At 70.4% G+C, this 24018-nt stretch carries 18 protein-coding genes; 8 read left to right on the forward strand and 10 right to left on the reverse strand.

Features of this window, described 5'->3' with window-relative positions; genetic code table 11:
• Positions 1–9 precede the first annotated feature (9 nt).
• Entirely contained in the window at positions 10–2862 is a 2853-nt protein-coding gene (locus ABD151_RS09115) for a vitamin B12-dependent ribonucleotide reductase (protein WP_343993518.1), read from the reverse strand.
• Positions 2863–3060: 198 nt separating this feature from the next.
• Positions 3061–3525, reverse strand: a complete 465-nt coding sequence (gene nrdR, locus ABD151_RS09120) for a transcriptional regulator NrdR (protein WP_343993520.1) — start codon at positions 3523–3525, stop codon at positions 3061–3063.
• Positions 3526–3944: 419 nt separating this feature from the next.
• Between nrdR and ABD151_RS09125 the strand changes: the two genes are divergently transcribed.
• The 7 genes from ABD151_RS09125 (at position 3945) to ABD151_RS09155 (ending at position 12341) form a co-directional block, all read left to right on the forward strand.
• Positions 3945–4469, forward strand: coding sequence for a hypothetical protein (locus ABD151_RS09125; RefSeq protein WP_343993522.1), 525 nt, complete (start codon positions 3945–3947; stop codon positions 4467–4469).
• A gap of 159 nt (positions 4470–4628) precedes the next feature.
• Positions 4629–6314 (forward strand): ABC transporter transmembrane domain-containing protein, encoded by a 1686-nt coding sequence (locus ABD151_RS09130; protein WP_343993524.1) that lies wholly within the window; start codon positions 4629–4631, stop codon positions 6312–6314.
• Positions 6311–8059, forward strand: coding sequence for an ABC transporter ATP-binding protein (locus tag ABD151_RS09135; protein WP_343993526.1), 1749 nt, complete (start codon positions 6311–6313; stop codon positions 8057–8059). The genes ABD151_RS09130 and ABD151_RS09135 overlap by 4 nt, the downstream gene beginning before the upstream one ends.
• A 167-nt stretch (positions 8060–8226) precedes the next feature.
• Positions 8227–9366 (forward strand): thrombospondin type 3 repeat-containing protein, encoded by a 1140-nt coding sequence (locus tag ABD151_RS09140; RefSeq protein ID WP_415630121.1) that lies wholly within the window; start codon positions 8227–8229, stop codon positions 9364–9366.
• A gap of 212 nt (positions 9367–9578) precedes the next feature.
• Positions 9579–9920, forward strand: a complete 342-nt coding sequence (locus ABD151_RS09145) for a LysM peptidoglycan-binding domain-containing protein (protein WP_343993528.1) — start codon at positions 9579–9581, stop codon at positions 9918–9920.
• A gap of 124 nt (positions 9921–10044) precedes the next feature.
• Positions 10045–10770, forward strand: coding sequence for a transcriptional repressor LexA (lexA, locus tag ABD151_RS09150; RefSeq protein ID WP_343993530.1), 726 nt, complete (start codon positions 10045–10047; stop codon positions 10768–10770).
• Between the two features lie 62 nt (positions 10771–10832).
• Entirely contained in the window at positions 10833–12341 is a 1509-nt protein-coding gene (locus tag ABD151_RS09155) for a zinc metalloprotease (protein ID WP_343993532.1), read from the forward strand.
• 63 nt (positions 12342–12404) lie between these two features.
• Here the strand turns inward: ABD151_RS09155 and ABD151_RS09160 are convergent, their stop codons facing one another.
• The 8 genes from ABD151_RS09160 to ABD151_RS09195 form a co-directional block, all read right to left on the reverse strand.
• Positions 12405–13676, reverse strand: coding sequence for an AI-2E family transporter (locus tag ABD151_RS09160; protein WP_343993534.1), 1272 nt, complete (start codon positions 13674–13676; stop codon positions 12405–12407).
• Between the two features lie 64 nt (positions 13677–13740).
• Positions 13741–15723: an ATP-dependent DNA helicase gene (locus ABD151_RS09165; protein WP_415630123.1), complete on the reverse strand. Its 1983-nt coding sequence runs from the start codon at positions 15721–15723 to the stop codon at positions 13741–13743.
• 30 nt (positions 15724–15753) lie between these two features.
• Positions 15754–18072 carry a protein translocase subunit SecD gene (secD, locus tag ABD151_RS09170; protein ID WP_343993536.1) on the reverse strand — a complete coding sequence of 773 codons (2319 nt, stop codon included), beginning with the start codon at positions 18070–18072 and terminating at the stop codon, positions 15754–15756.
• A 105-nt stretch (positions 18073–18177) separates the two neighbouring features.
• The gene (hflX, locus tag ABD151_RS09175) at positions 18178–19683 is read right to left on the reverse strand and encodes a GTPase HflX (RefSeq protein WP_343993538.1); all 1506 of its coding nucleotides are present in this window, start codon (positions 19681–19683) and stop codon (positions 18178–18180) included.
• Between the two features lie 193 nt (positions 19684–19876).
• Positions 19877–20653 (reverse strand): SDR family NAD(P)-dependent oxidoreductase, encoded by a 777-nt coding sequence (locus ABD151_RS09180; RefSeq protein ID WP_343993540.1) that lies wholly within the window; start codon positions 20651–20653, stop codon positions 19877–19879.
• 67 nt (positions 20654–20720) lie between these two features.
• The gene (locus tag ABD151_RS09185) at positions 20721–21845 is read right to left on the reverse strand and encodes a hypothetical protein (RefSeq protein WP_343993542.1); all 1125 of its coding nucleotides are present in this window, start codon (positions 21843–21845) and stop codon (positions 20721–20723) included.
• Positions 21846–21905: 60 nt separating this feature from the next.
• On the reverse strand, positions 21906–22751 hold the full coding sequence (gene dapF, locus ABD151_RS09190; RefSeq protein ID WP_343993544.1) for a diaminopimelate epimerase: 846 nt from the start codon (positions 22749–22751) through the stop codon (positions 21906–21908).
• Between the two features lie 85 nt (positions 22752–22836).
• Positions 22837–23460, reverse strand: a complete 624-nt coding sequence (locus tag ABD151_RS09195) for a pyridoxamine 5'-phosphate oxidase family protein (RefSeq protein ID WP_343993546.1) — start codon at positions 23458–23460, stop codon at positions 22837–22839.
• Positions 23461–23479: 19 nt separating this feature from the next.
• Here ABD151_RS09195 and ABD151_RS09200 point away from each other — a divergent pair, with 19 nt between their 5' ends.
• On the forward strand, positions 23480–23998 hold the full coding sequence (locus ABD151_RS09200; protein WP_343993548.1) for a gamma carbonic anhydrase family protein: 519 nt from the start codon (positions 23480–23482) through the stop codon (positions 23996–23998).
• Positions 23999–24018 lie beyond the last annotated feature (20 nt).

The following is a 24018-nucleotide window of genomic DNA, read 5'->3' on the forward strand; positions in this document are numbered from 1 at the left end:
TGGCTCGGGTCAGCTGCAGCCGGAGGTGCTGCCGCAGCCTTCGCAGACGTAGCAGGAGCCGGCCGGGCGCATCTTGGTGCCGCAGGTGAAGCAGAGCGGCGAGTCGACTGCCGTGCCGGTGATCTTCTCCAGCAGCTCGGCGGTGGTGTGCGCCGTCTTGGTCTCGACCACGGTCGCCTCGATCACGTCGTCGGCCTTGGCGTCGGCGGCCGGGGCCACCTCGACCTCGGGCTCGGACTTCAGCGACTCCAGCTCGCTGGCCTCGGTCAGCTCGTACGAGCCGGTCTCGAGGTGGCGCTGGCGCTCCTCGGCGGAGTAGATGCCGAGCATCGACCGCTCCTCGAACGACAGGTAGTCGAGCGCGAGGCGACGGAAGATGTAGTCCATGATCGACTGTGCCATCCGGACGTCCGGGTCGTCGGTCAGACCGGCCGGCTCGAAGCGCAGGTTGGTGAACTTCGAGACGTAGGTCTCCAGCGGAACGCCGTACTGCAGGCCGATCGAGACGGCGATCGAGAAGGCGTCCATCACGCCGGCCAGGGTCGAGCCCTGCTTGCCGAGCTTGAGGAAGACCTCGCCGAGCTGGCCGTCGTCGTGCGCACCCGACGTCATGTAGCCCTCGGCGCCACCCACGGTGAAGGAGGTGGTGCGCGAGATCCGGCTCTTCGGCAGGCGCTTGCGGGTCGGGCGGTAGACGATCTTCTCGACGACCTTCGCCGGGGCCTCGGCCTCGGTGGTCGCGGCGACGTCGGCGTCGGCCTTCTTCGCCTTGCCGTCGGAGAGCGGCTGGCCCACCTTGCAGTTGTCGCGGTAGACGGCGGTGGCCTTGAGGCCGAGCTTCCACGACTGGAGGTAGATGTCCTCGATCTCCTCGACCGTGGCGGTCTCGGGCAGGTTCACCGTCTTCGAGATCGCGCCGGAGAGGAACGGCTGGGTGGCCGCCATCATCCGCACGTGGCCCATCGGCTTGAGCGCACGCTCGCCCATCGCGGTGTCGAAGACCTCGTAGTGCTCGGTGCGCAGGCCCGGAGCGTCGACCACGTGGCCGTGCTCGGAGATGTAGGCGACGATCGCCTCGACCTGCTCCGGCTGGTAGCCGAGCTTCTTCAGCGCCCGCGGGATCGTCTGGTTGACGATCTGCATCGAGCCGCCGCCGACGAGCTTCTTGAACTTGACCAGCGAGAAGTCCGGCTCGATGCCGGTGGTGTCGCAGTCCATCATGAAGCCGATGGTGCCGGTGGGCGCGAGCACCGAGGCCTGCGCGTTGCGGAAGCCGTTGGCGGCGCCGATCTCCTGGACCTTCGCCCACTCGGTGGTGGCCAGCTTGTGGACCTGCGCGTCGGCGACGTGCAGGGTGCGCACGGCGTCGTTGGCGGCCTGGTGCTTGCGCATCACGCGCTTGTGCGCCTCGGAGTTGCGGGCGTAGCCGTTGTACGCGCCGACCACACCGGCCAGCTCGGCCGAGCGACGGTACGAGGTGCCGGTCATCAGCGAGGTGATGGTGGCAGCCATCGAGCGGCCACCCTCGGAGTCGTAGCCCAGACCCATCGCCATCAGCAGCGCGCCGAGGTTGGCGTAGCCGATGCCGAGCTGGCGGTAGTCGACGGTGGTCTGGCCGATCGACTCGGTCGGGAAGTCCGCGAAGCAGATCGAGATGTCCATCGCGGTGATGATCAGCTCGACGGCCTTCGCGAAGAGCGGGGCGTCGAAGGTGTCGTCGTCCTTGAGGAACTTGAGCAGGTTCAGCGACGCCAGGTTGCAGGAGGAGTTGTCCAGCGACATGTACTCCGAGCACGGGTTGGACGCGGTGATCCGGCCGGTCTCGGGGTTGGTGTGCCAGTCGTTGATCGTGTCGTCGTACTGCAGACCCGGGTCGGCGCACTCCCAGGCAGCCTTCGAGATCTTCTTGAAGAGGTCACGGGCGTCGATGGTCTCGATCACCTCGCCGGTGCCGCGCGCACGCAGACCGAACTCGGTGCCGTCCTCGACCGCGCGCATGAACTCGTCGGTGACCCGCACCGAGTTGTTCGCGTTCTGGTACTGGACGGAGGTGATGTCCTTGCCGCCGAGGTCCATGTCGAAGCCGGCGTCGCGCAGCGCGCGGATCTTGTCCTCCTCGCGCGCCTTGGTCTCGACGAACTCGACGATGTCGGGGTGGTCGACGTCCAGGACGACCATCTTGGCCGCGCGGCGGGTGGCGCCACCGGACTTGATGGTGCCTGCGGACGCGTCGGCGCCGCGCATGAAGGAGACCGGGCCCGAGGCGGTGCCACCGGAGGTCAGCAGCTCCTTGGAGGAGCGGATCCGGGAGAGGTTGAGGCCGGCGCCGGAGCCGCCCTTGAAGATGAAGCCCTCTTCCTTGTACCAGTTGAGGATCGAGTCCATCGAGTCGTCGACCGACAGGATGAAGCAGGCGGAGACCTGCTGCGGCGACGAGGTGCCGACGTTGAACCACACCGGGGAGTTGAACGAGAAGTACTGGTGCACCAGCAGCCAGGTGAGCTCGTGCTCGAAGAGCTCGGCGTCGGCGTCGGTGCTGAAGTAGCCGTGCTCCTGGCCGGCGTCGGTGTAGGTCTTGACCACCCGGTCGATGAGCTGCTTTAGGCTCCACTCGCGGGCGTCGGTGCCGACCGCGCCGCGGAAGTACTTGGTGGTGACGATGGTGGACGCGTTCACCGACCAGAAGTCGGGGTACTCCACACCGCGCTGCTCGAAGACGGTCTCGCCGGTCTTCCAGTTCGTCTGGACGACGTCACGACGCTCCCACGTGATCTCGTCGTAAGGGTGCACTCCCTCAGTGCTGAACACCCGCTCGATGGTCAGCCCACCGGTCTTCTGGCCGTTGTTCACGGTCTCCGTCATCTTTGGATTCCCCTTCGCCCTGTGGTTCTTTCGCCCGGATTTCTTCTTGCTCACTGCTGGAACCGCCCTGCCTCGAGGCCACCCGACCGGACACTGACGCCCGGCTACCGGCTCGGTCTCGACCTACTGCCCTGCAACTTCAACGTTGTGCCACCCGGCACGCAGCTTCCCCACTACGTGCCGGGTGAGTCTGTGGGGTCAGCCAGTTGTGGAGCTGACCCGCTCCATGCGGAGGCTTGCGATCTCGGACTCGAAGTCCTCGGCCGACTCGAATGCGCGGTACACGCTGGCGAACCTGAGGTATGCCACCTCATCGAGCTCGCGCAGTGGCCCCAAGATGGCGAGGCCGACCTCGTTGGCCGGGACCTCCGCCCATCCTTCGGAGCGCAGGACGTCCTCCACGGTCTGCCCCAGGCAGGCCAGGTCGTCCTCGCTCACTGGGCGCCCCTTGCATGCCTTGCGGACGCCGGACACAGCCTTCTCTCGGTTGAACGGCTCGGTCGCTCCGGACCTCTTGAGCACGGTCAACTGCATCTGCTCCACGGTGGTGAACCGCTTCTCGCACGAGGGGCAGGTGCGACGACGCCGAATCGCGCCACCGTCATCGGCCACTCGGGAGTCCAGGACGCGGGTGTCGGTGCTGCGACAGTACGGACAGTGCACGACAACCCTTTCCCTGCGCCTGTGGATAACTCGGCTCAACTTGTGAATCCAGCGCCTCAGCCTGTGGACCAATCGGCGCTATATGTGGAAAACCACAACCGTGTAAGTACTAGATGTAGTGGTAACCGTACGTGCTGCCACTACGCGTTGCAAGTCCCCCACGCAGGTTGGCCCAGACCAGCCCCGCACCCCGGAGAAACCGCAGGTCAGCATGGCGCAGACCTCCGACACGTTGCTCCACAGACGGCGTGTCGGCGCAAGATCTGCGGCGTCGGGCGAGCCGCCGCAGGGCACCCCGGAGCCCGCATCGGCACCTTCGACCGGCCACTTGCACAGCCCGGCGAGCCCGAATGCGATCTGGGCCACCTCCCGCGCACCGTTCCGCCACGCGGTGCCCAGCGGCCTGACACAATGGCCGGGTGGGGACAGCAGGCAAGCGGGCCGGATCGCGACGCGGACGCAAGCAGCGGTCGCTGCCCTCGCGTACCGCCGTGATGCAGTGCCTGGGCGTCACCGTCTGCATGGTCGCCTGGGGCTACCTGGTCTATGCGGCGATCGACTTCGGCGCCACCGCCCGCGAGGGCGACAGTCGCGCCTGGGGCTTCCTGGCGCTCGCGTGTGCCGGAGCGGCGGCCTGCCTGTTCGCCGGCCTGATCCTGGGCGCCAAGGCCTTGCGTGAGGTCGGCATCCTGGCGCCACTCGCGGCACCAGAGGAGAGCGCGCCGGCGATGCCCGAGTTCGGCTCGGCCACCTCGGCCGAGGACCCGGCCTGGCCCGACCCGGCCCCCACCGCCACCATCCCCGCCCAGGCGGACTCTCCTACCGCGACCATCCCGGCCCAGAGCGACGCTCCCACCGCGACCATCCCCGCCCAGAGCGCCGGGTCGGCCACCAAGGCCTCTCGCACGCCGCCGCGCTACCAGGGCAAGCGCGTCGCACGCTGATCTGAGGCTCCAACCGAGCCCGGCCAGCTCCGCGCCCGGCGACCTGAGACACCCGCCGCAGCCTTACCGTTAGGTGAGGCTAACCTGGGCGCGACCCGTTGCGGAGGCCCGAGCTCCGCGCCCCGTCCTCACCGACTCCCGAGGAGCGACCCCGCAGTGGTGCCGACCGAAGGCCGCCCCGACCTCACCGCGCGCACTCTGCTGCGCCGCGCCGTCCGCCGTCAGAGCGGGCGCCTGAGCGCCGGAACGGCGCTGATCGTCGTCTGGCACCTGAGCGAGACGATGGTGCCGGTGCTGATCGGCCTCACCATCGATCGCGCGGTGGCCACCGGCGACTCCGAGGCCCTGCTGATCCGGGGCCTCGCCCTGATCGCCCTGTTCAGCGTCCTCTCCTACGCCTACCGCTTCGGCTCCCGCCTCGGCTTCCGCGCCGTCCAGCGCGAGACCCACCTGCTGCGCCTGGAGATCGCCGGGCATGCCCTGGCGCCGCGCGGCGTGCGCACCACGCTGCTCCCCGGCGAGACGCTGTCGCTGGCCACCTCGGACGCCGAGAGCGTCGGCTTCGCGCTGCGCTCGCTGACCTTCACCCTCTCCTCCGCGGCCTCGCTGATCGTCAGCGGCTGGATCCTGCTCCGCATCGACCTCACCCTCGGCTTGGTGGTGATCCTCGGCGTGCCCCTGGTGCTGGTGCTGATCCAGGCGCTCTCCCCGCTGATCGCCCGGCGGGCCGGCGCCCAGCAGGCCGCCGCCGCTCGCGCCACCGGGATCGCCAGCGACCTGGTCCGCGGGCTCCGCGTGCTCAAGGGCATCGGCGCCGAGGACGTCGCCGCCCAGCGCTACCGCCGGGTCAGCCGCGACGCCCAGCACGCCGGCATCCGCAGCGCGGAGTCGTACGCCGCGATGACCGCGGTCACCGACCTGCTCAGCGGGCTCTTCCTGGCCGTCGTCGCACTGCTGGCCGGGCGGGCCGCACTCGACGGCGAGATCTCGATCGGCGAGCTGGTGATGGTGGTCGGCCTGACCCAGTTCATCGCCGAGCCGATCCGCGGGCTCGGCGACCTCAGCGCCCAGCTCGCGCAGGCCCACGGCTCGGCGCGCCGGATCGCCGACTACCTGGCCAGCCCCGCCCTGGTCAGCACCGGCGAGCACCAGCTGCCCGAGCCCGGCCGGCCGGCCGCAGTCACCGTCGAGCTCGGCGACCTCGCCTTCCACTCCGCACCCGGGGAGATCCTGGGCATCGCCATCGACGACCCGGGCACCGCCGCCGCACTGCTCACCAGCCTGGCCCACGGCTCGCCCGGCGTGCGCCTGGACGGCGTGGGCCTGGACCAGCTCACCCCGCAGAGCCGACGCCACCAGCTCGCCGTCGTCCCCCACCACGTGGACCTCTTCGAGGGCACCGTGCGCAGCAACGTCGACCCCTCCGCGCGGCTCGACGACTCCGCCCTGGCGGCGGTGCTCGGCGCCTCGGCCGCCGACGACGTGCTCGCCCTCGACCCGGCTGGCCTCGATGCCGGCGTGAGTCCGGACGGCGCCGCCCTCTCCGGCGGCCAACGGCAGCGACTCGCGCTGGCCCGCGCACTGGCCAGCGCCGCACCCTGGCTGGTCCTGCACGACCCGACCACCGCCGTCGACGCCGTCACCGAGCATCGGATCGCCGCAGGGCTGCGGGATCTGCGCCACCAGCGCGACGGCGCGCACACCACCTGGATCGTCAGCAGCTCCCCCGCCCTGCTGGCGGCCGCCGACCGAGTGCTGCTGATCGGCTCCGGTCGCGTGATCGCCAGCGGCAGCCACCATGAGCTCGTCGACCACCCCGACTACCAGGAGCTGGTGCTGCGATGAGCTCCCGCGACCTCCTCCCGACCGCCTCGGGGCGCGACACCGCGCAGTACGCATGGCGGCTGCTGCGCCAACGCAGGCTCCCGCTGATCGGGGCCTCGGCCTCCTTCGTGGTGGTCGGCCTCTGCGCCCTGGTGCCGCCGTTCATGCTCGGCCGGATCGTGGACGGGATCGACGAGCCGGGCACCTCGCTGACCGCGCCGGTGCTCGCCATCGTGGCCTCGGCCGTGGTCGGCGCGATCTTCACCTACTGCTCCGTCGCCCTGCTCGCCCGCGTCGGCGAGCCGGCCCTGGCCGAGCTGCGCGAGGAGGTGCTCGACAAGTCCCTGCACCTCGACGCCGGCCGGGTCGAGGCGGCCGGCGTCGGCGACGTGCTGGCACGGGTCGGCGACGACGCCCGGACCGTGGCCAGCTCGCTCTCCGAGGCGATCCCGCTGCTGATCAACTCCCTGGTCCTGGTGACCTTCACCGTGGCCGGCCTGCTCGCCCTCGACTGGCGCCTCGGCCTGGCGGGACTGCTGGCCGCGCCGTCCTACCTGGCCGGCCTGCGCTGGTACCTGCCGCGCTCCGGTCCGATGTATCGCGCCGAGCGGATCGCCGTGGGCGAGCGGGCCGAGGCGCTGGTCAGCGGCATCCGGGGCGCCGGCACCCTGCGCGCGCTGGGGCACCAGGAGCCGCAGCTCGCCGCGATCGAGGAGCGCTCGACGGCGGCGATGTCGATCTCGGTGGGCGTCTTCGCGATGCTGACCCGGTTCGGGGCGCGCAGCAACCGCTCGGAGCTGATCGGGCTGCTGGCGGTGCTCGGCGTCGGCTTCTGGCTGGTCCGCGAGGACGCCGTCACGGTGGGCGCGGTGACGACCGCCGCGCTCTTCTTCCACCGGCTCTTCAACCCGATCGGCGCGCTGCTCTACCTCTTCGACGAGCTGCAGTCGACGGGCGCCTCCCTGTCGCGGCTGGTCGGGGTCACCCAGCTTCCGGGCACCACGGCGACGACGGCGGCACCGCCCGCGCCCGGACCGCTGCGCCTCGACGACGTCGCCCACCGCTACGTCGCCGACCGCACCGCGCTGGCACCGGTGAGCCTGGAGATCGCCCCGGGCGAGCGGATCGCGGTGGTCGGCGCGACCGGCGCCGGCAAGTCCACCCTGGGCGCGATCGCCGGCGGCGTGCTCACCCCGAGCAGCGGCGAGGTCACCCTGGCCGGCGAGAGCTACCAGGACCTGCGCGGACCCGCCCTGCGCTCCCGGGTGGCCCTGGTCAGCCAGGACGTCCACGTCTTCTCCGGCACGGTCCGCGACGCGCTCACCCTGGGCGACCCGGGCGCCGACGACGTCCGGCTCACCGAGGCCCTGGCCCGGGTCCGCGCGACCGGCTGGGTCGCGGCCCTACCGGACGGGTTGGACACCGCCGTCGGCGACGGCGCCCACCCCCTCACCCCCGCACAGGCCCAGCAGCTCGCACTCGCCCGGGTCTGGCTGGCCGACCCGTGGTTCGTGGTCCTCGACGAGGCGACCGCCGAGGCCGGCTCCGCAGGTGCCCGCGACCTCGAGCTCGCCTCGCTCGCGATCACCGAGGGCCGCGGCGCCCTGGTGGTGGCGCACCGGCTCACCCAGTCGGCCACCGCCGACCGGGTGCTGGTGATGCAGGGCGGCGAGATCGTCGAGGCGGGCACCCACGAGGAGCTGATCGCCCGCCAGGGTCACTACGCCGAGCTGTGGAGTGCCTGGCGCTCCAGCAGCTCAATGTGACCTCAGCGCTGGGATCAGCCTCGATTTCGAGCGCTGAGGTCACATTGAACTGACGGGGTCCCGGCTCATTTGCCAAAGGTCCTCCCCACACCGCCCATCGTGACTACCCTGAGGGCCGAAGGGCCTCCGGGGGAGGTGGCCCGAAGCACTCTGGGGAGGGGACCCACATGACTTCGCGCCTTGGCGCCGCATTCCGTTCCGGACTGGCGCTGACGGTCGCCGCACTGGGCACGACCGCGTTCAGCACCGCCACCACCAGCGCGCCCGCCGCGGCCGCGGTGACGCCGGTGACCTGCACCGCGACCCTGACCGGCTCGACCGGAGCGATCGGCGCCGACAGCTCGTTCACCGCCTCACTCACCACCGGGGCCGTCTCCCCCAAGGTGCTCAAGACGTTGGTCACGGTCTCGATGACCGCCCAGAACGGCGAGTCGCGGGCGTTCGAGATCAAGCTCTCCCACGAGGGCTCGACGGCGGTACTCAAGAACGACTGGCTGGGCGACTGGTCGGAGACCAACGCCCCCCTGCTCGGGATCACCTTCGACGACGCCGCCAGCACCGGGATCAACGCCCGCTCGGGCCCCGGCAGCTATGTGCCCAAGCAGGGCCTGTCGCGCTTCGAGGGCAAGTCGGCCGACGGCGTCTGGACCCTGGCCACCCCGCGCCAGTTCGGCCGCAGCGAGACCGGCGAGATGCACTCCTGGTCGGCGAAGGTGACCTACGACTGCGACTACGACAAGGACGGCGTCGCCGACAAGAAGGACAACTGTCCGACCGTCGCCAACACCAGCCAGTCCAACGTCGACAAGGACGCCCTCGGCGACGCCTGCGACCCCGACCTCGACGGCGACGGCGTGCCGAACGGACAGGACAACTGCGAGTACCGCGCGAACGCCAACCAGGCCGACCAGGACAAGGACGGCATCGGCGACGCCTGCGACGCCGACCGTGACGGCGACGGCCTGGGCGCCGGCGACAAGTGCCCGACCGTGAAGGCCGGGACGTTCTCCGGCTGCCCGGAGGTCAAGCGCACGCTGAAGGTCTCCTACAGCAAGAGTCGCAAGGCGTTCGTCGGCAAGGTCGCGGCCAGCAGCGCCAGGTCCAGCTGCCAGGCCAAGGTCCCGGTGGCGATCTACAAGGGACGCAAGAAGGTGGCCAAGGTGACCACCAAGAAGAACGGCAGCTTCGTCGCCCCGCGCGGCGCGACCGGCCGGCTCACCGTTCACCTGCCGCCGGTCTACACGCCGAAGGGTGCCGCCAAGCTCGAGTGCGGTGAGCGCTGGTCGCGCACGTTCAACGTGCGCTGATCCGCCACCTGTCGAACGCCCCCGGGGATCCTCCGGGGGCGTTCGAACATTTGTTCTCCCAGATGCTTGCACCGTTCGAACACATGCTCTAAATTCGTACCTGTGTTCGATCGAACAACTGATCGACCAGCTCTGCGAGATCTTTGTGTCGGAGGTGGGCGAGAGAGTCGGTCTGACACGACAACCGACCTACTTCCCCCCGGAGGTCTCCCATGAGCACCATCACCTTCACCGCACCGCGCGTCACCGCTCCCCGTCCCACTCTGCGCCTCACCCGGCGCGGACGGATCGTGGTCTTCGTCGCCGCCTGCCTGATCGTGATGGCAACGGCCCTGATGCTCGGCACGAGCTCGGTGGCCACCGACAGCGCCGGCGGCGATCCCACCCGCACCGAGATGATCCGCGTCGACCACGGCCAGACGCTGTGGGGCATCGCCGCCCAGATCGCCGACGACGGCGAGGTCCGCGAGATGGTGACCACCATCAAGAAGCTCAACGCCCTCGACTCGTCGGTGCTGATGGCCGGCCAGGTGCTGCACATCCCCGCTTCCTGACGGCCCTCGGGGCGACACGCCGAATCGAACATTTGTTTGAGAGCGCCCCTCACCTAGGGCACAGTAGTAAGCCAGTGCCAGGCACTCGGGCACGGACGACCAAGCGGAAGGCAACCAATCACCGATGACTCCACGCCACGACGCCCGCAAGGTCACCGAGTTGCCCGACGGCCCGCCCGACGCGACCGGCCTAACGCCGCGCCAGCAGCGCATCCTGGAGACCATCCGCGCCTCCATCGACAGCCGCGGCTACCCGCCGAGCATGCGTGAGATCGGCGAGACCGTGGGCCTCACCAGCTCCTCATCGGTCGCCCACCAGCTCAAGGTCCTCGAGAACAAGGGCTTCATCAAGCGCGACCCCAAGCGCCCGCGCGCTCTGCAGGTCTTCGAGCCCGGCGCCGCTGCTGCTGCCTCCGCGCTCGGCTCCGCGGAGGAGAGCGTCATCGACGAGACCGGGATCGGCGACGCCGCCCCGGCCGCCACCTACGTCCCCGTCGTCGGACGGATCGCCGCCGGTGGGCCGATCCTTGCCGAGGAGCGCGTCGAGGAGATCTTCCCGCTGCCCAAGACCTTGGTCGGCGACGGAACCCTCTTCCTGCTGGAGGTCTCCGGCGACTCGATGATCGACGCCGCGATCTGCGATGGCGACTACGTCGTGATCCGCCAGCAACCGACCGCGAACAACGGCGAGATCGTGGCTGCACTGATCGACGGCGAGGCCACCGTCAAGACACTGAAGAAGGGCAATGGCGAGGTCTGGCTGATGCCGCACAACGCCGCCTACGACCCGATCGACGGCACCCACGCCAGCATCCTCGGCATCGTCACGGCGGTCCTGCGCCGGCTCTGATCCCCGTCTGCTCACCGCACAGGCTCCACGGAACTCCGTGGAGCCTGTGTCGTTGATCCTGCATGGTGTCCTCCCCCAGCCAGCTCTCACGACGCACCGGCGCGGTCTGCGCCACTGCAGCGCTCGCACTCACGCTGCTCGCCGCGCTCGCCCTCGACGCGCCCGCCACCGGCGCCAAGCCCGAAGCGCTGGAGACGGCAGCCGGGCAACGGGTGAGCGCCGAGCGGCTACAGGCCGCGGCAGAGCTGGTGCGGCGCGACGTCGAAGACATCCGCCGCCTGCTCACCAGCGACCCCACGACCCGGGTGCTCGCCAACGGCCGGATCGCCTACGCCGACTTCGAGCACAGCAGCGCCACGGCACGCGCCGCCGAGCGCGAGGCGGAGCACGCCGCCGAACGCCAAGCCGCAGCCACCCGCACCGGGACCAGCACCTCGACACCACCCGCGGCCGGCCGCATCGCGGCCCGCACCCCGATCGCCCTGAGCTCGCGTCCCTCCTCGCCGCGCACGCTCTACCTGGACTTCGACGGCGAGCGGGTCTGCGACACCGAGTGGAACGACTCAGGGCTGGCTTGCGGCACCTATGCCGGCTACGACACCGACGGCTCGCCGAGCTTCAGCGCCGGTGAGCAGCGGGCGGTCCGCCAGGTATGGGAGCGGGTCGCCGAGGACTACGCGCCCTTCAACATCAACGTCACCACGGTCGTCCCCCGGGCCAGCGACCTGAGCCGGACCAGCACGTCGGACCAGCGCTACGGGGTGCACGCCGTCGTCACCAGCAGTGACGAGGCGCGCAACGCCACCTGCGGCGGACCGGGCTGTGCCGGCGTCGCTCTGCTCGGCGTCTTCCCGCGCACCGACGCCAACCACGCGCGGGTGCTGTGGGCCTTCACCAACGAGGTCGACGACTCACCGCGGCTGCTGGCCGACGTGCTCTCCCACGAGGCGGGGCACACCCTGGGCCTGGAGCACCAGGGCACCGCCGGTGGCCTGCTCGGCATCGGCGCCGAGGAGTACTACGCCGGTCACGGGATCTGGGCACCGATCATGGGCTCGTCCCTGCGCCACCTGACGCAGTGGAGCGCCAGTGAGTATGCCAACCCGAGTCGGGTCCAGGACGACGTCGCGGTGATCGCCCAGCACGGCGCCCCGGCGATCCGCGACGATCATCCTGCCGGCCCGCGCGGCGCCGATCGGGTCAGGCGCGCACGGACCACCGGCGGGGTGATCGGCACCCGCACCGACCGTGACGTCTTCAAGCTGGTCACCACCTGCCGGGCGCCGGTGCGCGCCACCCTCAAGCCTGCGGCCTCCGGTCCCAACCTGGACGCGGCACTGACGCTGCGCAAGGCCGGGCGGAGCGCCCGGGTGACGAGCAACCCGCCGTCTCCGACCAGCGGCACCGCCTCCGGGCTCAGCGCCTCGATCAGCGGCACCCGGGGCAAGGGCACCTGGTACCTGAGCGTGGACGGCGTCGGAGCCGGCGCCCCCGCCACCACCGGGTACAGCGACTACGGCAGCCTCGGGCGGTACACGCTCCGGGTGACCGGGCGGTGCGTCAAGCGCTGAGCCATCGGCGCCACGCCGTGCGGACCGCGCAGCCGGGCGCACGCTCCACACGCCGTCCGGGACTCACTCCTCGACGTAGCGCTGCTGCCTCGGAACCTCGTCCGGCGGGTTGACCAGCTCGTCGCCGTCCTCGAGCTCCTCCTCCTCGGGGTCCGGGTCGGTGGAGTTCAGCGCCACCTGCTCGTTGAGGTAGCGCATGATCACCGCGATGATCGCGGCCACCGGCACCGCAAGGAACGCCCCGATGATGCCGAACAGCGAGCTGCCCAGGGTCACCGAGAGCAGCACCACGGCGGCGTGCAGGTTCATCGAGCGCGACTGCAGCAGCGGCGAGAGGACGTTGCCCTCCAGCTGCTGGACTGCGAGGATCACGCCGAGCACGATCAGCGCCTTGAGCGGGCCGACCGAGACCAGGGCGATCAACACCGCCAGCGCGCCGGCGCTGACCGCACCGACGATCGGGATGAAGCCGGCGAAGAACGTGATCACGGCGAGCGGGAAGGCCAGCGGGACGCCGACCGCGATCAGACCGATGTAGATGAAGACGGCGTCGATGCCCGAGACCAGGGCCTGGGTGCGGATGAACCCACCCAGGGTGCTCCAGATCCGGTTGCCCACCTCGTACAGGTGCGGGCCGGCGGTCGGCCCGGCGTTCTCCTTGACCCACGGCAGGAAGCGGCGGCCGTCCTTCACGAAGAGGAAGGTCAGCACCAGCGCCAGCACGATGTTGATCACGATGTTCGTCGCCATGTTGACGCCGACCAGGACACCGGAGGCGATCGTGCCCGCGCTGTCCTTGATCTTCTCCTCGGCGGAGTTCAGCATCTCGTCGAGCTGGTTGGCCGACACCCCGAGGTCGGAGGTCGCCAGCCAGTCGCTGAGCCGGTTGATGCCTTCGACCGCGTCGTCGGCGAGGTCGGTCGACTGGTCGGCCACCGAGGGCGCCATCAGATAGACCAGCATGCCGATCGCGAAGAACGAGCCGAGCAGCACGGTGGCCGCGGCGAGCCCGGGCGGCAGCCTGAGCTTGCGCTCCAGGAAGTAGGCCGGCGGCTGCAGCACCGTCGTGAAGATCATCGCCAACGCGACCGGGAGCACGATGCTCCAGGTGTAGCGGATCAACAGGCCCATCACGATCAGGCCGAGGACGATCGCGACCAGGCGCAGGCTCCAGCGCGCCAGCCAGGCGGTGCCCCGCCCGATCGTGTCCTCACGCGCCTGCGTGCGCTGTCGATGCTCCTGGCGTGCGCGCTGTCGTGCGCGACGCTGTTCCCCGGGGCTCTCCGCAGCGGAGCCTGGTCCGGCCGCTGCTGAGGCCAACTGATCCTCGTTCACACCGGCATTGTGTCAGCCCGCCCCAGGGCGGCCGCGCCTCCCGCGCCTGGGACCCGCGATCGGCTCAGCCTGCGGCGAGGCGCTTGAGCGCCGCGCGGATCAGCGCCGGGTCGTCGGTGGGCCACATCGGCGGCAGGCTGGAGCGCAGGAAGCTGCCGTAGCGCGCTGTCGCGAGACGCGGGTCCAGAACGGCGACGACGCCCTTGTCACTGGTGGTCCGGATCAACCGGCCGGCGCCTTGGGCCATCAACAGGGCGGCGTGGGTGGCCGAGACCTGCATGAAGCCGTTGCCGCCGGCCTGGTCGGCAGCGCGCTGGCGCGCCGACATCAGCGGGTCGTCCGGGCGCGGGAACGGGATCCGGTCGATCATCACCAGCTGGCAGGTGTCGCCAGGGACGTCGAGACCCTGCCAGAGGCTGAGCGTGCCGAAGAGCACCGTGTGCGGGTCGTCGATGAACTGCTTGGTCAGCTCGGGCAGCTGGGCGTCGCCCTGGGCCAGGGTGGTCAGGTGCGGCAGCCGCTCGCGCACCGCCTCGGCAGCGGCGTCGGCCGCTCGCCGGCTGGAGAAGAGGCCGAGCGCCCGGCCGTCGGCAGCGTCGACCAGCTCCACGATCTCGTCGAGCTGCGCCTTGCCGAGGCCGTCCCGCCCCGGCGTGGGCAGGTGCTTGGCGACGTAGAGGATGCCCTGCTTGGCGTAGTCGAACGGCGAGCCGACGTCGATGCCGCGCCACGGCAGGCGGTCACCGGTGCGGGCCACCGAGGTGTCCTCGGCACGCTCGGCGCCGATCAGGCCCACCGAGCTGGCGACCGCCTCGAAGTTGCCGCCGAGCATCAGGGTGGCCGAGGCGAAGACGACCGTCTTCTCGCTCAGCAGCTTGTTGCGCATCTGGCTCCACACCTGCAGGGGTGCCACGCACAGCTGCGGCCCACCGCGGCTCGGCTCGCGGTCGTTGCGCCAGAGCACATCGGCGTCGGCATTGGCCGCCATCCGCTCGGCGACGTCGAAGACGTCCTGGACCATCGCCTTCGCCTGGTTGCGGGCGGCGTCGACCTCGCCGTCCTTCTCCTTGGGGATCGCGCTCAGCACCTGGCGCGCCGCGTCGCGCACCTGGACCAGCGCGTCGTGCAGCTGCTCGGGCATGACGTCGAGGCGGCCCACGGTGGTGGCCTCGAGGGCCTCGTGCAGGATGCCGGCGGCGTCGTCGAGGGCGTCCGCGTCGGCCGCGTCCACCTGGCGGTTGGCACGCCGGGCGGCGCGCTCGACGTCGCCCACGCTGATCTCGTCGGTGGCCGCCTGGGTGATCCGCGCGGTCACCTCGTGCGCCTCGTCGATCACCACGGCGTCGTACTCGGGGATCATCGGGACGCCCTCGATGGCGTCGATCGCGAGCAGTGAGTGGTTGGTGACCACCAGCTTGGACTTGGCCGCCTTGTCGCGCGCCTGCTCGGCGAAGCACTCCTCGCCGTAGGCGCAGCGGGTGCGACCCAGGCACTCGCGGGCGCTCACCGAGACCTGGCGCCAGACCCGCTCCGTGTGCCGCGGGGCGTTGTCGCGCTCGCCGGTGCCGCCGGACTCGGCCTCCTCCTCCACCCACTCGCGCAGCTTGAGCACCTCGGCGCCCATCGAGCCGGTGGGCACCTCGATCAGTGCGCCCTGGTCGTCGGGGGCGCCCTCGCGGACGCGGTGCAGGCAGGCGTAGTTGGAGCGGCCCTTCAGCACGGCGTAGGAGGTGTCGAGCTGGGTGTGGTGCTTGACGGCGTTGATCAGGCGCGGGATGTCGCGCTCGACCAGCTGGTGCTGCAGCGCCAGGGTGGCGGTCGCGATGACCACGCGCTCGGGGTGGAGCAGGGAGGGCACCAGGTAGCCCAGCGACTTTCCGGTGCCGGTGCCGGCCTGCACCAGCAGGTGCTGCTCGGCGTCGAAGGCGTCCGAGACGGCCTGGGCCATCTCGACCTGGCCGCGCCGCTCCTGGCCCCCAAGCGCAGCCACCGCCTCGGCAAGGAGCGAGGCGGTGGCGCTAGGGGTGTTCACGGGGTCAGGCACCAGAGCACCTTATCCGTGGGGTCCGACGTCGGCTCAGACGACGGCCCCGGAGTCCTCGGGATCGCGGACCTTCTTCTCCTTCTTCTCACGCGAGAAGGGCTGGATCTTCTGCAGCACGCTGGCCAGCGGCGTGGCCACGAAGACCGTCGAGGCGGTACCGATGATCAGGCCGAGCAGCATGGCCAGGGCGAAGTCGGTGAGCGAGTCGCCGGACATGAAGACCAGCGCGGCCAGGATGAACATCGCACCCAGACCGGTGTTGATCGTTCGCGGCATGGTCTCCAGGATCGCGGTGTTCGAGACCTCGTCGAAGGTGCCGGTCTTGGTGCCCTGCCAACGTTCACGGATGCGGTCGAAGACGACCACGGTGTCGTTGACCGAGATGCCGATGATGGTCAGCGCCGCCGCCAGATAGACGCCGTCGATCGGCTTGTCGAGGAAGGCGAAGATGCCGGTCACCAGCAGCACGTCGTGCGCCATCGAGAGCACGGCGGAGAGTGCGAAGGTCCAGTGGAAGCGGATCGCCAGGTAGAGCATCTGGGCGGCGAGCGCGATGAAGAACGCCAGCAGCGCCTTCTCCTTGAGCTCCTGGCCGAGACTCGCCTCGATCCGGTCGTCGGAGATCCGCTCCTCGACGCCGACCTTCTCGTCGAGGGCCTCCTCGATCTGGGCGGCCTCCTCGTCGCTGATCTGGCCGGCACGCACCGAGATCCGCTCCGAGCCGTCGCTGCCCTTGACCTCCTGGACGACCGCCTCGGAGATGCCGAGGTCGGCGACCAGGTCGCGGGCGTCGTCGGCGCTGATCGACTCGGTGGTGCTGTAGACCAAGGTCCGACCACCGGTGAACTCGAGGCCGAGGTTGAGGCCCTTGCCGAAGATGCCGGCCAGCGCCACGACGACCAGGCCGCCCGCGACGGCGAGCCAGATCTTCTTCCTGGCGACCAGCTGCGGGTTCTTGCGCATCAGCCAGGTGCGGGTGCGGCCGACGTTGGCCAGACCGCTGATCGCCGGACGGCGGGCGATCGCCTTGGTGCCGACACCGATCTCGGTGAGCACCCGAGCGATCACCAGTGCGGAGATCATCGAGGCGATCACACCGATGGAGAGGGTGACACCGAAGCCCTTGACCGGGCCGCTGGCGAGCAGGAAGAGCAGCAGCGCGGCCAGCAACGTGGTGACGTTGGAGTCGATGATCGCAGTCCACGCCTTGTTGAAGCCGATCTGCAGGGCGCGGCGCAGGCCGGCCTTCGGATTCTCGGCGTACTCCTCGCGGGCTCTCTCGAAGACCAGCACGTTGGCGTCGATCGCCAGACCGATCGCGAGCACGAATCCGGCGAGGCCCGGCAGGGTCAGCGTGGACCCGATGCCGACCAGCATCGCGTAGGAGAGCAGCGCGTAGGAGGTCAGCGCGATCGCAGCGAGCGCACCCACCAGGCGGTAGATGAAGATGATGAAGAGACCGGTGAGGATCACACCGATGATGGCGGCCTCGGCCGAGGCCTTGATCGCGGCGTCACCGAGGGTGGGGCCGATCACCGAGTCCGACATCGGGACGCCGGCGACGAACTTGCCGTCCTCGTCCAACGAGCCCAGCGCCAGCGGCAGCGCGCCGCCCTCGATCAGGATGGCGAGGTCCTTGGCACTCTGCTCGTCGAAGTTGCCGGTGATGTTGGTGCCGCCGGAGATGCCGACGTTGCACGCGGCGTTGACCTCGGGCGAGGAGATGATCTGGTCGTCGAGCACGATCGCCACCCGGCGGGTGGGGTCGCCGTTGGGCGCACAGGCTGCCTGAGCGGTGATCTTGGTGTAGGCGTCGTCGCCGTCACCGTCGAACTTGATGGAGACTTCCCAGCCGACGCTGTTCTGCGGCATCACCGCGTCCGCGCTCTTGATCTGGCTGCCCTTGACTGCGGTCGGGCCGAGCTCCAGGCGGTTGCCCTGCTCGTCGGCGAGGATCTTGTTGCCCTTGGCCGGCTTCGCGCTCGGGTCGGTGACCCCACCGACGACCGGGTGCATGGTCAGCTGGGCGGTCTTGCCGATGACGGCCTTGGCCTGGGTCGGGTCCTGCACGTCGGGCAGTTCGACGAGGACACGGTCCTCGCCGACCCGCGCGATGGTCGGCTCGCTGACGCCGATCGAGTCGATGCGGCCACGCAGCACCTCGATGGTGCGGTCCACCTCCGACCCCTTGACCTTGTCGTCGGGGTTGTTGGGGTCCTGCGCCTGGTACATCAGCTGGCTGCCGCCCCTGAGGTCGATACCCAGGGTCGGTTCCTTGTCCAGCGAGATCCACAGGCAGCCTCCGAGGAGGCCCAGGACCAGGAGGAGGCGTACGAAAGCACCACGTGACATGAGAAGCATCATCTACCAAGCGACCAAGCGATGTTGCATTTGGGGTGACTCGAAGCGAATCGATTCACCATGCGGCCATCGGAGATCCACCTGGTGGACCCCGTCTCAGACAGCGAAGGCGGCGAGCTCCCCGGCCAGAGCCTCGTCGGCGCGGCCCTTGACCAAGGTGCCGTCTCCGGTGTGCTCGAGCGAGGTGATCTCCCCGCCGCGGTGCAGCTTGTCGAGGAGGTCGCCGCGGGCGTACGGCACCAGCGCATGGAACTCCACGGCGGGGCGCGGCAGCTCGGACTCGACCAGGGCCAGCGCCTCGGCGATCCCCTCACCGGTCTTGGCGCTGACCACCACCGAGTGCGGCTCGCGGGCCCTCAACCGGGCCAGCACCATCGGGTCGGCGGCGTCGGCCTTGTTGATCACGATCAGCTCGGGCACCTGGTGCGCCTCGATGTCGGCGAACACCTCGCGGACCGCCGAGATCTGGCCCTCGGGGTCAGGGTGGGAGCCATCGACCACATGCAGGATGAGATCGGCGTCCGCCACCTCCTCCAGGGTGGAGCGGAACGCCTCGACCAGCTGGTGCGGCAGGTGGCGCACGAAGCCGACGGTGTCGCTCATCGTGTAGACCCGGCCGTCCGCGGTGGTGGTGCGTCGCGTGGTCGGGTCCAGGGTGGCGAAGAGGGCGTCCTCGACGAGCACGCCGGCATCGGTGAGCCGGTTCAGCAGGGACGACTTGCCGGCGTTCGTGTAGCCGGCGATCGCCACCGACGGGATGGCGTTGCGGCGTCGCTCGGTGCGCTTGGTCTCGCGGGTGCCCTTCATCGCCGCGAGGTCGCGGCGCAGCTTGGCGATCTTGGTGTTGATCCGGCGCCGGTCGTTCTCGATCTTGGTCTCACCAGGACCACGCGAACCGATTCCGGCACCGCCGGCGACCCGACCACCGGCCTGGCGTGACAGGTTGCCACCCCAACCACGCAGCCGCTGCTTCATGTACTGCAGCTGGGCAAGCTCGACCTGCGCCTGGCCCTCGCGCGACTTCGCGTGCTGGGCGAAGATGTCGAGGATCAGCGCGGTGCGGTCGACGCACTTGACCTTGAGCTGATCCTCCAGGTTGCGCAGCTGGGACGGCGCGAGGTCGCCGTCGAGGATCACCGTGTCGGCGCCGGTGGCCTGGACGATCTCCCGCACGCCCTCGACCTTGCCGCGGCCGATGTAGGTGGCCGGATCCGGCTTGGTGCGGCGCTGGTAGATCGCCTCCAACACCTCGGAGCCGGCGGTCTCGGCCAGCAGCGCGAGCTCGGCCATCGAGTTCTCGGCGTCCTGGGTGGTGCCGGTGGTCCACACGCCGACCAGCACGACGCGCTCCAGGCGCAGCTGGCGGTACTCGACCTCGGTGATGTCCTCGAGCTCGGTGCGCAGCCCCGCGACGCGGCGCAGCTGGTGCCGCTCGGCGAGGTCCTGGGCGCCGACGGTGAGCTCCTCGGGGTCCGGTCCGTCCGCCGAGACCAGCTCATCGGCATAGCCGGACTCGAACTCGTCGTCGAGCTCGTCGGATTCCCACTCGGCGCTCTCGTCGAGCTCGTCAGCGAGGGAGAAGTCAGAAGATTGGTTCGTCATATGCCTACCAGCCTAGGTCGCCGCGGCGAGGAGGGCGAACCGGTTTTGCCCGCGAGCCCTGCCCGCCGGTGGGACGTCGTACGGAGAGAGCGCCGGAGCCCTCGCAACGCATGACGTCCGCGGAGAGGCCAGCGGAACGACGAACGGGGCGGACCGACAACTCGGCCCACCCCGTTCCTCACGGCTGCTCAGCTCACTTGGGAGGCATCCGGATGCCGCCGTCGACGCGGACGACCTCGGCGTTCATGTACGAGTTGGTGACCAGCTCGACGACCATCGAGGCCAGCTCGTCGGGCGAGCCGAGGCGGTGCGGGAAGAGCACGCTCTCGCCCAGCTTCGCCTTGAACGCCTCCGCGTCAGGGCCCTCGCCGTAGATCGGGGTGTCGATCAGGCCGGGAGCAACGGTGTTGACCCGGACGCCGACGGCGGCGAGGTCACGTGCGGCCGGCAGGGTCATGCCGACGACGCCACCCTTGGAGGAGGAGTACGAGATCTGGCCGATCTGACCGTCGAAGGCGGCGACCGAGGCCATGTTCACCACGGCACCGCGCTCGCCGGACTCCAGCGGCTCGTTGCGGCTCATCGCGGTGGCCGCGAGGCGCAGCGCGTCGAAGGTGCCGATCAGGTTGATCTCGATGACCTTGCGGTACGCGTCGAGGCTGTGGGCCGAGCTGAACTCGCCGTCGCGACCGATGGTGCGCTGGGCCCAGCCGATGCCGGCCGAGTTGACCAGCGCCCGCAGCGGGGCGAGCTCGACAGCCTTCTCGACGGCCGCCTGAATCTGCTCGGTCGAGGTGACGTCGACCTTGACGAAGACGCCGCCGATCTCGGCGGCCAGGGCCTCGCCCTTCTCGGCGTTCAGGTCGGCGACGACGACGCGGGCGCCCTTCGCAGCGAGCTGACGGGCAGCGGCGGCACCGATGCCCGAGGCACCGCCCGTGACGATTGCACTTGCTCCAGAGATGTCCATGCCCCGCAGCATAGAGGCGCTGCGGGGCAGCGTCGTCGAGGGATCACCCCTCAAGGCTCGACGGCGCTCAGGTGAGCAGGAACTCCTTGACCCGCTTGGTCACCTCGCTGGAGTCCGCCGACGGCGTGTAGGTGCCGTCGACGATGAAGGCGAACATCGGGCAGTCGTCGCCGGCGGGCGGCAGGACGCCGGCCTCGTGGACGATCTGGCCGGTGGCGGCCTCGCGGAAGACCACGGTGTAGTCGAACGGCGCGTAGGTGTACTTGGTCTTCTTGCCGTCCACCTCGGCCTCGCAGTTCAGCGACTGCACCCGGGTGCTGGGCACGCCGTCGACACAGGCGACCAGGGTGATCTCGGCGAACTCCTTGTACTCGACCTCCCAGGTCTCGTCGTAGCCGATCGACATGCTGCGGCCGTACTCCGGATCCATCGGGGTGTTGGTGAAGCCGGCGACCCGGGCCGTGGCCTTGTCGAACGGCTTCGCGCCCGTCATCGCCTTGCCCATGCAGACCTCGGAGACCTCGAAGAGGTTGGTCGGCGTGAACGGCTCGCCGGCGCCCGACTCGGTGGTCGTGCCCTCGGTCGGGTCGGTGCCCTCGGTCGGCTCCTCGGTGGGCTCCTCGGTCGGGTCCGAGCCGCCCTCCGTCGGCTCGGCCGTCTGGGAGCTCGAGCCGGAGGCCTCGTTGTCGCCGTCGTCGCCGGTCAGCAGGACGGCAGCCGTGGTGCCGCCCGCGATCAGCACGACCAGCGCAACGACGCCGGCCACGATCAGTCCGGTGCGGGACTTGCGCGGCGCTGGGCCACCACCCATCGGCGTCCAGTTGCCGCCCGGAGCCCCGGCGCCGCCGGGCGGGCCGTATCCCCCGGGCGCCCCCTGGGCGTACTCGTACGGGTTGGGATTGCCCTGCGGGGGACCCCACTGCTGGGGCTGGCCGTAGGGGCCGGGCTGCTGGGGCTGACCGTAGGGGCCGGGCTGGGCGGGGTACTGCCCGGGCTGCGCGTTCGGGTCCCCGTACGGCGGCTGAGGGGGCTGCTGACCGGCCGGAGGGCCCCACTGCTGCGGCGCCTGCTGGGGCGGCTGCTGGGCCGGCGGCGCCCAACCGCCCGGCTGGTCCGCGGGCGGTCCGGCCGGCGGCTGCGGGCCGTTGCCGATGCGGGTCGGTTCTTCGCCGGTGGGCGGCTGCTCAGACATGGGGCTCCTCGGGATCGATGTCGCGAGGGGTTCATCTCCCGCCGGAGGGCGGTTCAAACCTCACAGATCGGTGGTGCCGCGCCCCACGATCACGGCCGGACCGCCGAGCAGGACGTGGCCGTCCGGCAGCCAGGTCAGCTGCAGCCGACCGCCCGGAACGTCCACCTCGTAGCGGACCGGTTCGTCCGGCGGAGCGACGACGCCGTCGTCGAGTGCGGCCGCGACCAGGACGGCGCAGGCGCCGGTGCCGCAGGAACGGGTCTCCCCCGATCCGCGCTCGTGCACCCGGAAGGCGACGTGGCCGGGACCGCGCCGCGCGACGAACTCGATGTTGACCCCGTCCGGATAGACCGACCGGTCGTAGTCGGGCTCGCTCAGCAGGCTGCCGGCATCGAGCAGGTCGTCGACGAAGGCCACCGCGTGCGGGTTGCCCATGTCGACGTTGAGTGCGGGCCACTTCTGGTCGTCCACGCCGACCACGCTGTCGCCGAGGATCTTCGGCGTGCCCATGTCGACGGTGAGCTCGCCGTCCGCGTCGAAGGTGATCACCTTGACGCCGTCGCGGGTGCCGACCGGAACCGGCTCGGTGGTGCTGACCAGGCCCTCATCGGCAAGGTAGCGGCCGAAGACCCGCACGCCGTTGCCGCACATCTCCGCGATCGAGCCGTCGGCGTTGCGGTAGTCCATGAACCACTCGGCGGGCTGGTCGAAGCCGAGCGCTGCGGTCCGGATCACCCGGATCACGCCGTCGCCGCCCAGACCCGCACGCCGCTCGCAGAGCGCGGCGACCCGCTGCGGCGAGAGGTCGCCGTGGATCGCGCCGTCGTGGTCGGGCAGCAGCACGAAGTCGTTCTCGGTGCCGTGACCGATGGCGAACGGGTAGCTGTGGGTGACGGGGGCGCTCACCGCCCCAGTCTCTCACGCCCCACCTGGCGCTCCGCCGCCCCGAACCGGCACTCGCTCGGGCGCAGGGCCCCGTGGCCGGCGCCCTTCAGTAGAGGCGGTTGCGGTACTGCTCGCCGTAGTACTCCTCGAGCTCGGCCAGCGTCATGTCCTTGCGGTCGAGCTGTTGCGCGATCTTGGCGCGAGACGGCACGACGGCCTCCGGCGCCCAGGTCTCCGGCTCCCACAGGCCCGAGCGCAGGAACGCCTTCGCGCAGTGGTGGAAGACCTCCTCGACGTCGACCACCAGCGCCAGGATCGGGCGCTTGCCCCGCACCGCGAGGTCGTCGAAGAACTCGGCGTCCGAGACCAGGGTGGCGCGACCGTTGACGCGCAGGGTGTCCCCGCGACCGGGGATGAAGAAGTTCAGGCCGACGTGCGGGTTGGCGAGGATGTTGCGATACCCGTCGACGCGGCGGTTTCCCGGGCGCTCGGCGATCACCACGGTGCGGGTGTCGAGTGCGTGCGCGAGGCTTCCGGCCGGGTCGCCCTTGGGCGAGGCGTCGCAGCGGCCATCGGCGTCCGCGGTGGCCAGCACGCAGAACGGGGACGCCGCGAGCCAGGCCTGGTCGAGGGGATGCAGCTGGTCGCGGACCTTGTCGCGCACCTGCGGGGTCGGGGCACCCACCAGCGCCGCGAGTTCGTCGAGGTCGGTGATCGGCGTCCAGCTCATCCTCGTAGGCTACGACGCCATGCAGCTTGCACTGGGAGATCTGACGCCGTCCATCGACCCGTCTGCCTGGGTCGCACCGAACGCCACGCTGGTCGGCGACATCACGATCGGCGCCCGGTGCTCGGTCTTCTACGGCGCGGTGCTCCGTGCGGAGTACGACTCGATCACCATCGGCGAGGGCTCCAACGTGCAGGACAACGCGGTCTTCCATGTCGACCGGGGCTACCCCGTCACGATCGGCACCGGCGTGACGATCGGCCACGCCGCGGTCGTGCACGGTGCGCGGGTCGACGACCACGCACTGATCGGGATGAACGCCACCGTGATGAACGGCGCGCACGTGGGCGCCGAGTCGCTGGTCGCCGGTGGGGCGCTGATCCCGCAGGGCATGGTGATCCCGCCGCGCAGCCTGGTCGCAGGCGTGCCGGCCAAGGTCCGCCGCGAGCTGTCCGACGACGAGGTCGCCGGCCTGCGCACGAACGGGCCCGGCTACGAGAAGATCAGCGCCCTGCACCGCGAAGCGCTCGCGGAGGACTGAGCGGCCACCGGCCCGATCCG

Origin of the sequence: Nocardioides dubius (genome assembly GCF_039528155.1) — a bacterium.
Lineage (GTDB): Bacteria > Actinomycetota > Actinomycetes > Propionibacteriales > Nocardioidaceae > Nocardioides > Nocardioides dubius.

Coding starts and splice junctions, on each gene's coding strand:
- ABD151_RS09195 (WP_343993546.1), bottom strand. CDS start 23,460: ATGAGCTGGACGCCGATCACCGACCTCGACGAACTCGCGGCGCTGGTG.
- secD (WP_343993536.1), bottom strand. CDS start 18,072: ATGTCACGTGGTGCTTTCGTACGCCTCCTCCTGGTCCTGGGCCTCCTC.
- ABD151_RS09115 (WP_343993518.1), bottom strand. CDS start 2,862: ATGACGGAGACCGTGAACAACGGCCAGAAGACCGGTGGGCTGACCATC.
- lexA (WP_343993530.1), top strand. CDS start 10,045: ATGACTCCACGCCACGACGCCCGCAAGGTCACCGAGTTGCCCGACGGC.
- ABD151_RS09200 (WP_343993548.1), top strand. CDS start 23,480: ATGCAGCTTGCACTGGGAGATCTGACGCCGTCCATCGACCCGTCTGCC.
- ABD151_RS09180 (WP_343993540.1), bottom strand. CDS start 20,653: ATGGACATCTCTGGAGCAAGTGCAATCGTCACGGGCGGTGCCTCGGGC.
- ABD151_RS09135 (WP_343993526.1), top strand. CDS start 6,311: ATGAGCTCCCGCGACCTCCTCCCGACCGCCTCGGGGCGCGACACCGCG.
- ABD151_RS09155 (WP_343993532.1), top strand. CDS start 10,833: ATGGTGTCCTCCCCCAGCCAGCTCTCACGACGCACCGGCGCGGTCTGC.
- hflX (WP_343993538.1), bottom strand. CDS start 19,683: ATGACGAACCAATCTTCTGACTTCTCCCTCGCTGACGAGCTCGACGAG.
- ABD151_RS09140 (WP_415630121.1), top strand. CDS start 8,227: ATGACTTCGCGCCTTGGCGCCGCATTCCGTTCCGGACTGGCGCTGACG.
- ABD151_RS09185 (WP_343993542.1), bottom strand. CDS start 21,845: ATGTCTGAGCAGCCGCCCACCGGCGAAGAACCGACCCGCATCGGCAAC.
- ABD151_RS09145 (WP_343993528.1), top strand. CDS start 9,579: ATGAGCACCATCACCTTCACCGCACCGCGCGTCACCGCTCCCCGTCCC.